General features: G+C 62.2%; 11 protein-coding genes. 3 read left to right on the plus strand and 8 right to left on the minus strand.

Annotation, left to right across the window (positions count from 1 at the left end):
• Positions 1–189: 189 nt before the first annotated feature.
• Together R3F07_20595 and R3F07_20600 are read right to left on the minus strand one after the other, a co-directional pair.
• Positions 190–411 (minus strand): 4-oxalocrotonate tautomerase family protein, encoded by a 222-nt coding sequence (locus R3F07_20595; GenBank protein ID MEZ5278792.1) that lies wholly within the window; start codon positions 409–411, stop codon positions 190–192.
• Between the two features lie 317 nt (positions 412–728).
• Complete coding sequence (locus tag R3F07_20600) at positions 729–2,372, minus strand: hypothetical protein (protein ID MEZ5278793.1); 1,644 nt, start codon at positions 2,370–2,372, stop codon at positions 729–731.
• A 144-nt stretch (positions 2,373–2,516) separates the two neighbouring features.
• On the opposite strand from R3F07_20600, the gene R3F07_20605 reads away from it, so the two are divergent.
• The 3 genes from R3F07_20605 to R3F07_20615 all read left to right on the plus strand — a co-directional run bounded on the left by R3F07_20605 (position 2,517) and on the right by R3F07_20615 (position 4,768).
• The gene (locus R3F07_20605) at positions 2,517–3,425 is read left to right on the plus strand and encodes a phosphoribosylaminoimidazolesuccinocarboxamide synthase (GenBank protein MEZ5278794.1); all 909 of its coding nucleotides are present in this window, start codon (positions 2,517–2,519) and stop codon (positions 3,423–3,425) included.
• An 87-nt stretch (positions 3,426–3,512) separates the two neighbouring features.
• A complete protein-coding gene (locus tag R3F07_20610; protein MEZ5278795.1) occupies positions 3,513–3,656 on the plus strand; it encodes a hypothetical protein in 144 nt (47 codons plus the stop codon).
• 17 nt (positions 3,657–3,673) lie between these two features.
• Entirely contained in the window at positions 3,674–4,768 is a 1,095-nt protein-coding gene (locus R3F07_20615) for a crosslink repair DNA glycosylase YcaQ family protein (GenBank protein MEZ5278796.1), read from the plus strand.
• Positions 4,769–4,777: 9 nt separating this feature from the next.
• On the opposite strand, the gene R3F07_20620 is transcribed toward R3F07_20615, so the two are convergent.
• The 6 genes from R3F07_20620 to R3F07_20645 form a co-directional block, all read right to left on the minus strand.
• Complete coding sequence (locus tag R3F07_20620) at positions 4,778–5,710, minus strand: transporter (GenBank protein MEZ5278797.1); 933 nt, start codon at positions 5,708–5,710, stop codon at positions 4,778–4,780.
• A gap of 189 nt (positions 5,711–5,899) precedes the next feature.
• Positions 5,900–6,418 (minus strand): HupE/UreJ family protein, encoded by a 519-nt coding sequence (locus R3F07_20625; GenBank protein MEZ5278798.1) that lies wholly within the window; start codon positions 6,416–6,418, stop codon positions 5,900–5,902.
• Positions 6,419–6,464: 46 nt separating this feature from the next.
• Positions 6,465–7,142 carry a HupE/UreJ family protein gene (locus R3F07_20630; protein ID MEZ5278799.1) on the minus strand — a complete coding sequence of 226 codons (678 nt, stop codon included), beginning with the start codon at positions 7,140–7,142 and terminating at the stop codon, positions 6,465–6,467.
• A gap of 25 nt (positions 7,143–7,167) precedes the next feature.
• Complete coding sequence (locus R3F07_20635; protein MEZ5278800.1) at positions 7,168–7,569, minus strand: HupE/UreJ family protein; 402 nt, start codon at positions 7,567–7,569, stop codon at positions 7,168–7,170.
• A 620-nt stretch (positions 7,570–8,189) separates the two neighbouring features.
• Positions 8,190–9,047 (minus strand): peptidylprolyl isomerase, encoded by an 858-nt coding sequence (locus R3F07_20640; GenBank protein ID MEZ5278801.1) that lies wholly within the window; start codon positions 9,045–9,047, stop codon positions 8,190–8,192.
• A 427-nt stretch (positions 9,048–9,474) separates the two neighbouring features.
• Positions 9,475–10,499: hypothetical protein (locus R3F07_20645; protein MEZ5278802.1), on the minus strand; the 1,025-nt coding region annotated here is incomplete at its 5' end.

Raw genomic sequence — 10,499 nt, forward strand, 5'->3', positions numbered from 1 at the left:
CCGCATCAGATGACTCGCCGGGGTTCTGGTTTCCGGCCACCGAGCGGATCGAAGTGTCCATGGAGGCGACGGCGCCACAGGTTTTCGGACCAGAAGGGTGTCCTCAAGGATGGGCCTGTTCCGAAAGTTCCGTGGGTCCGGAAGGGGGGCGCCGGTCGGGTGACCGGCCCCCCTTCCAGCCTCCGGTGGTCAGACCGATGCCATCTGCATGCGATGCACGTCCGCGGCTGTGAGCGTCTGCCCTCCGATGCCCCAGCTGCCTTCCTTCACTTCGTCGATCTTGACCCAGGTGACCGACCTGAGGGCTTCTCCTTCGATCGAGACCATTGTGTCGGTGATCTTCTCGATGATTTCCTTCTTCTGTTCGGGTGTGAACACATTTTCGATGATCTGTACGTTTACGAGTGGCATGGTTGTGTTTCCTTTCTTGGGTTGAACTTTCTGAAGCGACCGTCGCTTCACTTGACAGACCCACTCTACCCGCCACCGCGTTTGGGAAGCGTTTCCCGAAGCGTTGATCTGAAGAAATCGATCGGAGAATCGAAGGCCGGCCGTTCCCAAGACGTTCAATTCCCATGAAAGCGGGCAGTCTGTCGCTCCGCGGCGACATCCACGGTCCGTCGAGGAATCAGTTCAACTCTGCTGACGGCTGTCCCAGCCGGAACCGCACTATGGGCGTCCGCCCCCGATCCAATGAGAAAGGTCCGGAGCCCCTTTATCCCGAAAGTTCACCGGGCCGGTGCCACCGAAACGGTCAAAACCACCAGGCTTCTCGGACCAATGGTCACCTCCAGTAAAGAGTTGCTCATCCGACTATCCGTTTCCCCGCCCGGGGGCAGGGTCAACCGCACGTCTGCATGGCTCAATCCGGACACACTGAACTGAACGTCCACCTTCTCGTCATTGAAGTTCTCGATCGCGACAATGTCTTCACCCATCAGGTAGAGGGCGACCCGCGACGGGGCATCAAAGGCGATTCCCAGTGGAGCGAGCATCTCCGATCGGATTCCACGCAAGACGGCTCGATCAAGTTCCAGGATTGACCGGGGTTCGCCGCCGACCTTGAGGATCTTCACCTGATCCGAATTCAGATCGACCTCTCCCCTTAGCCGGTTGCTCAGCCCGTCCGTGATGAGCAGTTTTCTTCCGGAATCCTTCATCCGGTTCACCCTGTCCGCAAGATCCGGATCCTTGAGCGCATGAGCGGACAGGAAGACCGCCGGACCATCCGTGATCTCCGCAGCCGGGACCAGCGGCAGCCCCAACATGCCGACAAAGTCGAAAACGTATTCCTCATCCAACCCATCGCTGTTCGGCGGTTTCGGCGCGGAGATTCCCCGGATCGACTTCCCGCGCACCAGGGCGGCCATATCAAGGAGAGCCGGAATCTCCGATCGCAACCGCTCCACGTTGGCCGGTCCATTGTCTTCGATCAAGGATCCATAGCAGAAGAGCACGGCTTCTCCGGCCTGTCCGAGGATCGTCTGCCGCGCCTGCTCGACATACGTTTCCGGCGAGCAGCCGTAGGGATCAAACCACCCGCCACCCGTCTTGTCGCCACCGATCCCGCCGAGCCATTGCATGATGAAGAAAGCCTCATACTGCGCCTTTCGCCCCCACTGCGTGTTGTCCGGATCCCTCGTCTCCGTGCCGATCCAGATCCTGTCAAAGTCGGCCGTCTGCCGGACGACTTCGTAGCCGCGTTTGTGGAAATTGTCGTACCACTGGGGGTACTTGATGATGACGTTGACCCCGGGGTTTGCTGCCTTCGCCGGCTCCAGGATGCGCTCCCGGCTCACCCGGACCATCAGATCGCAGCGGTAGTCCGCCCAGCTCCGGTCCCCTTTGGCAGCCTGGCATTCCGCGCACTCGCAATCGGTGAACCAGAAATCATCGATCATGATCTCGTCGAAAATCGAAGCGGTGTATTCGAATATCTCCTGCAGGTGTTCCTGGGTGGGCACATCCGTGTAACAGTCGATCAGCTCCCATCCGGTGCTGCGCTTGCCCACGTTCGTCGTCGTGACACAGCCGCTCACCTCCAGGCCCGCCTCCAGATAGGCCGCCTTCACGCGTTCCAAGGTTTTTCGTTCCGCCGTATAGGCGCTGCGGAATGACTCGACGAAAACGCGGGTCACCCCGGTTCGCTTGCACCAGTCGATGCTCTCCCTGAGCCCTTCCTCATCCGAGAGCAGATCGCGGACGTTCTGGGCCGTGAAAAGGGTTGAGAATCTGAAAGTATCCTTCCTCTCATTGGCGAGCTTCCATAAATCGACAGTGTTCATATCCGCCTCCTTGGCAAAAACATGCCCGACACCCAGAACGACCCCCATCAGGAGGCAGCAACCGGTCAGGCTATAGTCAAATCTCACGACTTCATGGTAGCGTCCTCCGCTCCAATGACCATCCGGGAAACCCCCGAGTCACCTGTGAGAACAACGATTTTCGGCAGGCACAGGCTTGTGCCCGGTTCCATCTACCTCCATGACATCAATCATCCTCCTGCCGCCACCCGTATGACCTACGACCAAATCGCCGCCAACCTGCCCGAAAATGCTGTCTGCCGGATCGATGATCTGCCCTGGCCGAAGATCTCCTCTGGGAAGGTCCGTGATATCTTCGACCTGGGTGACCGTCTCCTCATGGTCGCCTCCGACCGGATCTCGGCCTTCGACGTCATTCTCCCCCAAGGCGTGCCCGGAAAGGGCATCATCCTGACCCAGCTGAGCCTCTTCTGGTTTCGGCAGATCGGCAGTTTCATTCCCAATCACCTCTTTCCCGACCAGGAAGGAATTCTCCGCGACGAACTGGGTCTCTCCACCGATCTGCAGCTGCGCAGCATGGTCGTCCGGAAACTCGAACCCCTCCCGATCGAATGTGTCGTCCGCGGTTACCTGGCCGGAAGCGGCTGGTCATCCTATCGGAAGGACGGCACCGTCTGCGGTCATCGCCTGCCCCTCGGTCTCGCCGAAGCCGAACGCCTTCCCCACCCGATCTTCACGCCTTCAACCAAGGCCGCCAGCGGCCACGATCTGCCGATCGACGCCACCGAAGGTCGGAGCATGGTCGGTGAACGGGTCTTCGATGAAGTCGAACGCCTGAGCAAAGGCATCTACCAGCGCGGCCACGCCATCGCTGAAAAGGCCGGGCTCATCCTGGCCGACACCAAGTTCGAATTCGGCCTCGATAAGAACGGGGGAATCTTTCTCATCGACGAGGTCCTGACCCCGGACTCCTCACGCTTCTGGGACGCCGCCAGCTACCGGACCGGCATGTCCCCCCCGAGCTACGACAAACAGTTCGTCCGCGATTACCTGCTGACTCTCGACTGGGATCACACCCCGCCCCCTCCCGACCTGCCTGCCGACGTCATCAACAAGACCCGGGACAAATACCTGACCGCCCTCCGTCGCCTCGCCGGGTGACTTCCCGCAGCGCCCGGGAAAAAGAGAGGAACCGCTGACAACAACGACTTCGTGGGTCAGGGTTTGGCGGCCGCTGACCGCTTTCGCATGAGAATCACCTTCGCCACCTACGCCGCCCGGGAATCCGAACAGGAAAACGTCTGCATCCTCGCCCGAAGCCTTCGCAAATTCGGCGGCCGTCACAGGGATTCACCGATTCGGGTATATGCGCCTGATCCCTTGGCCCCGTAGTCACCACCCGCTTCCGGATGCTCCCTCCGCCGATCAGACTCTCCCACGAAGAGGCCAGGCGTTTCCACCGTCGCCTCTTGAGGATCGATCATCCCATGGCGTCGGTCGGCGAGGCGCTCGACTACCTGGGCTATGTCCAGATCGACCCGATCAACGTCTGCGGGCGCATGCAAGACCTGATCCTGCGCAACCGCGTGACCGGCTACGCGGAAGGCGATCTCTTCCGCCACCTGCACCGCCCGGAACGCCCCGGATTCGAGCACCATATTCCCGGTTCAGGAGTCCTCGTTGCCCTCCCCGCCGCAGCCTGGCCTTATCTTCTGCGTGACATGAAAGGACGGGAACGGTCGGAAAGCGGCTATGGAGGTCGGCTCGATCCAACCCAGAAACGCCTGGCCCGGAAGATTCTCGCGCAGATCCGTGAAGAAGGCCCGCTCTCGTCCGATGCCATCGAGCACCCGGGCACCACGACCAGCGCCTGGGGCATCCCGGGGCGAACGGCCAAGACCGTCCTCGACAAGCTCTTCCTCCACGGCCGGGTCCTCATCAGCGAGCGTCAGAACCTGCGCCGGATCTACGATCTGCCCGAACACGTCCTGCCGCCGGAGATCCTCAATTCCCGGACCCCGTCCGCCGAAGAAACGCGGCGCTGGACCCTCTTGACCCGGTTGAGGCAACGCCGGCTGGCCCTCCTCAATCAGAAGGAGACGGCTGTCATCGAAGACCTGATACAACCACTCGAAATCGGGGACAGCCCGACCGTCTACTGCCTGCGCACCGATCTGCCCCTCCTCAATGAAACGGGAACAGGTGCGGGTGCCGCAACCCGCCTCGTCGCTCCCCTCGACCCCCTCATCTACGATCGCCGCCTGACCCGGAGCCTCTGGGAGTTCGATTACACCTGGGAGGTCTACACCCCGGCGGCCAAACGGGTCCGCGGCTACTACGCCCTGCCCCTGCTCGACCAAACCGGATTCATCGGCCACGTCGACCTGAAAGCCGAACGGAAGGCGGGCAAACTCCGACTGGTTTCACGGAAGGTCGCCGGGAGAAGACCCTATGCCCCGGCCGTCAGGGAACTGGCAACCTTCCTCGGCCTCCGCTACCCCTGAGGGTTCCGGTCAACTCTTCGGACCCCAGATCAACTGCCAGGCAACCCCGATGGAGTCGAACCTGGCGCCCACCGAGGTGCGCGCTCCCCGACTGTAGTTGAACTTCAGCGATTGATTCCGGTTGACCGGCATGGCGAAGGTCAATCCCATCCGCGAATTGTCCTGCAGATCCTCGTTCTTGCCGGCACCAAAGGAGGTTCTCCCTCCGGAATAATAGTTGGCGTCATAGGCGATCCACATCCGGGGACGAAAGGTGTAGATGACGTGGAACTGGAGGGAACCGATCGGGTCCTGGCTCCGGGTCGCCCCTCCAAAGAAATCGGTGTTGTCGGTAAAGACCCAGACCCCCGCCGCCCCTTCAAAACGCCACCGGCCCACTGTCCGGGAAACACCGATCTCCGGTTTGAAGCTCCAGCGATTGCTTCCGATGTTGATCAGCTTGTTCGAGTCGTACTGACCCAGGGGAGCCGCGACGGTAACGCTGACGCCGACCGTCCACTTGGGTTTGGCCAACGCGAATTCCTTCAGAGTCAGGGCCGGTCCACCCACCAGGTTGATCGCGAAGCGCATACGGGGATCACCCTGCCCCGATCGAAACACCTTCTGGTACTCACCAAGGTAGTAACCCTCGAGATCTCCCCGGACATAGGGCAGGACAACTCCGAGACTGGCCAATCGACCGAACAGACCCATCGTCCGCACATAGCCGAATCCCGCGGTGGTGATATTGGCACTTGCATCGGTGATCGGTCCGGAGGGGTCAAAAGCGAGATCGCCCGAATTGAAGGTCAACGCACCGACCAGAATATTGAAGTCGATCGGCGAGGGAGAGTAAGCCCCCGGTTCCAATTCCTGGGCCGATATTCGGGAAGACCCGAGCGCGCACAGGATTACCCAGACGGGAAGAAGCCGGACGTATGCCCTCTGAACGGTCTTTTTCATTCAAACGGATCAAGCCCGCGGCGGTCGGGCGTCCGACGGGTCGCTCGTTGACTCCCGGATATTCTTGCGGACATCACTGTGTCTGTTCCGGACCCCGGCGCCAATGCAACGAAATTCCCTCCGGGATCCCGAAGGCCGAGTCCCGGACCCAGACCCCGCCAGACTATACCGCCCGAAGCCGTTCCGGAATCACGAACGAAACGCCCAGCCGATCATCAGAATCGTGATCGCCACCATCCAGCTTCCGGCGACCCGGACGACCACCCGCGGCCACCCGCTGGTCAATCCGGCCACCGCGGCCGAGAGGAGTGAAATGATGACAAAGACGGCGAAGGATGCGCCGACCAGCGCGAGCCAATCCGCGCCGCCCGGAGCCATCGTGGCTCCGTTGACAAAGCCATGGAAGAGAGCAATCAAAGCGGAGATCAGGATGACAGGCCCCCGGGGGACCCTCGCATCCGAGAGAACAAGCGCGCCTACCAGACCAACGGTCAGCGCCATCGCCCAATCGGGCGGCATCGCATCCGGCCACCCCATTCCGATCAGGCCCGCCGCCAACCAGGCCGGCGGAACCACAACCAGCACGCCGCGGGAGGTCGCCCGGCCCCGCAAGCCGCCCAGGAGAGCCAGACCGATGACGAGGAGCGATCCGAGGGCGTGATGAACAAGTGGGCTGATCCACCAAAACGTGCCAAAGCCCGTCTGCACGAGATGCGCCTGCCGTCGTGGTCAGCGATGGATCCCGCTTCAGCCATCAGACGTGCCGGTCGGGCAACCCACCGGTCGGCCCATCGTTCCTGTCGCCGGTCTCATTCATGCCAGTGCCTGCCAGAGGAACCAGCCGCCACCCAGGCGACCCCTCCCCGGCCACCCGAAGAAGGGCTTGGCCCACCGTCCAGCGGTGAACCAGGCCGATCGCAATTCCGATTCCATGCAATGCTCCGGTCGCGGCGACGAACCCGATGCTGTAGAGCAGGCCACTGCTGCCGGCCGGCAGTTCCGTTCCATGGGCATGCCCGTGAAAGATGGCAAAAACCGATACGATGACTGCCGCCACCCAGAGCGGTGGTCGGGCGTCGGTCAGAATCATCACGCCCAGAACCACGGCGGAAAGCGCGATTCCGATTTCCACTCCCGGCAGGGCGATGCCCATCAATCCGAGCATCCCACCCAGCGCCATGACCATCGGGAAGGCGATCGGGAGAACCCAGACCGCAGGGGGGCCGAGTTGGGCACCCCAGATTCCGACCGCGACCATGGCGAGAATATGGTCCCATCCGGATACCGGGTGGTGGAGCCCGGCGACCAGGCCCGCTGCGCTGCCCGCCTCCTCGTGCCCGAAAGCCACTGCGGTGAATGCAGAAATCAGGGCAAGTCCGACCACGACTCGGCCTGGATCTCTCCTTGGTGCGATCGGTAGTTCCTGGTTCATGAAATTCATCTTCACCTCGTCTTTCTCACGCCAGCATGAACACGACGCGCTGAATGGTCCAGTAGGCACCGCAGAACCCGACCGCGTATCCCGGCGCACGCAGGATCCAAGTAGGCCATTGCATCTCCAGCGACCGCCACGCGTGAAGCAGGGCGAAACAAATACCGACAAAACCGAGTTGCCCCATTTCGACCCCGACATTGAACCAGAGCAGCGCCCAGGGCAACTCCGAGGCCGGCATCCCGGTGGTGGAGAGACCGGTGGCAAAGCCGAATCCGTGGAGCAGACCGAAGGCAAACGCCACCACCCAGGGGTGCCGAATCGTCAGGCTGGTCTCCCCGCGCCAGACCCGGACGATCTCCGGCCCCAGAAACAGGATGCTCAAGGCCACTGCGGCGTTCAACGGCTCCAGCGGAACGGAGGCGATCCCGAGGGTGGGGGGCCGCCAGGGTCAGACTGTGCGCAAGGGTAAACGCGGTGATCGTCTTCACCAGGTTTCTCCGGCCCCGCACAATCAGGAGGAGCCCGAGAACAAAGAGCAGGTGGTCGACCCCGAGCAGGATATGATGAAACCCGAGCCAGCCGTATTCGCGCATGTTCGCCCACCACGACCGCTCGCCTCTGAGCACAATGAAAGGACTGACCGGCCGGACCACCGCGGAGAAAACGCTTCCATCAGCCCGGAGCACACGGACAAAGATATCCGTGACGGTCATCTCCTGAAGCGGGAACCGGATGCGGGTTCCGTCGATTCCCCCGGGTCCGGGAGTCACCGAAAACTGCCGCACCGTCCAGTTGTCCCGCTGCTCCGCAGTCACCATGCCCACCGTCTCCCAATCTTCAGGAAGCTCCAATCGGATGGGTGAGGGGCGACCCGCCATGAGCGGGGTGCGCCAGGTCACCTCGAAACGACCGCCACTAACCTCCCTCAGATCCAGAAGCGCAGGCCAGGATTCATGGGCGCTCGCCCTCGGGAAAAAGGAAAGGACGGCCACCGCAACCCAGAGCCACGCGGCGCGCGACCCGGCCATCCCATGAAGACCGGGACTACGGTTCACCCAAGGCATCGCTCCACCCCTCCTGCTCATAGACAATCTGATACCGGGCCCGCATCAAATCGTAGAAGCGATCCAACATGACCTTCTTGCGCTGCACGAGCCAGTCGCGCCGCACGTCATCCACGACTTCGCCGAACTCCGCTACCCGTCCGGCTTTCGCCATCGTGATCCGGACCAGATGGAAGCCGAAGCCTGAGCGCACGGGCCCACACCAGTCTTCGGCCGGGCAATCGACGACCGCATCGGCAAAGGTCTCCCCGAACAAACGCCCGATTTGCCACATCGGGGACAACCTCATCTCATAGGGAAGCATCAGGCTGTCCCCGAGATCTGGCCACGCCGGCTCACTGATGGATCCGCTTCGAAGGGAATCAAGAAGCTGATCCGCCACACCCAGGACATCGTCATGCTTGTCCGGATTGAGATAGATCTGGACGAAGGCCATCTCCGGATCCAACGCATACTCCGCCCTATTCGCTTCAAAGAAGCGCTCCAGCTCTCCGGGCGCCGGCTCCCGCAGTGCAGCCGTGTCATCCGAAAGCAATTCCAGCTTCTGGCGCATCCGTCGGCGCACGATCGAATCGTCCCTGTCCAGTCCCAGTTTGAGAGCTTCCCGGTAAGCCACCTCGTCGCGGATCTGCTCGCGGATCAGGCCGCGCATCTCCTCATCGGTCGGAGGCCGCTGCCAGGTCCGCACAAAGGTGGTGCTCAGGTGATCCACCAGGCCCTGACTGATCTCTATCCGCTCGGGACCGGACGCTTTCGGCGGATTAACCCACCGAAAGCCCAGAAAGAAGACCGCACCGATGAGGAGGAATTGAAAGAGCGGTTCGCGAATCAGCTTCATCAGGAGTCCGAAGCCCCCATGCAATCGACCTCAGTGAACAAGGCAAGGCGGCAGCACAACGATCCCATGGGCTCCACCGATGTGATGCGGCAACCCCGAGAAACGGGGATCGACCACCCGCCACAGGGATCCGGCCGACCCGCCCATTTGTAACGTATTATGTTACAAAGACGACGTCCCCTCCACAGATGAAACGACGCCCCGGAGAGGTCCGCAAGATCAGGAACCGGGACTCATCGGCCTTGGGCCGGACAGTCCGGACGGTTCGCAACCCATCGGATGACCGGGCAAACAATACGTAGCAGCCTACGGTTTGTTTTCGAACGGGAAAGAAACCCGTCTATGCTACGGTTTGTTTGGCAACAGGCGGCGGGCCGACCCATGGAGAATCAGACAGGCCGGTTCAACAGAGTGGCTGTGGTCTGCATCAATCCGAAAGGAGGTAGATCTCGACCAGACCCACTCCCGGCTGGCCGTCAGCGGAACGGATCCGGGCGGTGTAGCTACCCGGAGCGAGCCGCAGGAGCAGGGACGCATCGCCACTGCCCGGCATGAGAGGAAAGGCACCGACGGACTCGGCCGCCTCGATCATCCCGGCGGTGCCCGGACCACTGTCCCAATCGTCATTGCCGGCCAGAACGGTTCCCGACCCCAGGGGCAGCACCTCGAGCACCGGATCCGTGATCACTCCGGTGACTCCGAAATCTTCCAGTCCCGGCCCGATTCCCCGGATCAGGAACTGACGCGAGCCCGTGCCCTCGAGGACGAACCCGGCGATGAGCCGGCCGCCACCGGCCTCCACCGCTGCCCGGGTCGAGATATTGCGCAGGATCGGCGCCATGGCCTGGCCCGCAGACGGTCCCATCCGGTAAACCTCGACCAGACCGATCCCCTCCTCCGCTGCGCCGGCTCGCAGAACCTCGGTGTAACTGCCGGCAGGCAGAGACAACACCGCGGCCGCATCCGTGCTTCCATCCTCCAGGGCGAAGGCGCCGGTCACCGCTTCGGCCTCCCTTACCGCCGGCGCCGCCCCACTGTCGTCCCAATCCTCATTCTCCAGGAGCCTGACCGAGCCACCCGTGCCCGGGTTCTCGAAGACCGCGAATCTCGGATCCACCAGCGGATCGATGACCTGAAAGTCCGCCAATCCCGGCCCCACTCCGCGAATGAGCAGGTCGGCCCGCCCCTCGCCTTCCAGCACGAAACCCGCAATGGCCACGTTGCTGACTGCGCCCAGCCGGGCCCGGGTAGAGAGGTTACCGGTCAGGCTGTCGGCCGTTCCGATCCGGAAGATCTCGCCGTCGTAATCAATCAGGTAGAGTTCCCCGACCCCGTCCTCGGCAAAGGAGACAACCGAGCCGATTGAGCCCGCATCCGGGGTCAGTTCCGCCGTCCGAGTGACCACCGTGACCGCCCCTTCGGAACCCCGCTCCAGCGACCAGATGGTGGTGA

It is taken from the genome of Opitutaceae bacterium (assembly GCA_041395105.1).
Classification (GTDB): Bacteria; Verrucomicrobiota; Verrucomicrobiia; order Opitutales; family Opitutaceae; genus B12-G4.

What these genes read in the sequence shown, in the direction of transcription:
- R3F07_20610 (MEZ5278795.1), top strand. Translation starts at nt 3,513, where the DNA reads ATGAGAATCACCTTCGCCACCTACGCCGCCCGGGAATCCGAACAGGAA.
- R3F07_20605 (MEZ5278794.1), top strand. Translation starts at nt 2,517, where the DNA reads ATGACCTACGACCAAATCGCCGCCAACCTGCCCGAAAATGCTGTCTGC.
- R3F07_20620 (MEZ5278797.1), bottom strand. Translation starts at nt 5,710, where the DNA reads ATGAAAAAGACCGTTCAGAGGGCATACGTCCGGCTTCTTCCCGTCTGG.
- R3F07_20630 (MEZ5278799.1), bottom strand. Translation starts at nt 7,142, where the DNA reads ATGAACCAGGAACTACCGATCGCACCAAGGAGAGATCCAGGCCGAGTC.
- R3F07_20640 (MEZ5278801.1), bottom strand. Translation starts at nt 9,047, where the DNA reads ATGAAGCTGATTCGCGAACCGCTCTTTCAATTCCTCCTCATCGGTGCG.
- R3F07_20615 (MEZ5278796.1), top strand. Translation starts at nt 3,674, where the DNA reads ATGCTCCCTCCGCCGATCAGACTCTCCCACGAAGAGGCCAGGCGTTTC.
- R3F07_20595 (MEZ5278792.1), bottom strand. Translation starts at nt 411, where the DNA reads ATGCCACTCGTAAACGTACAGATCATCGAAAATGTGTTCACACCCGAA.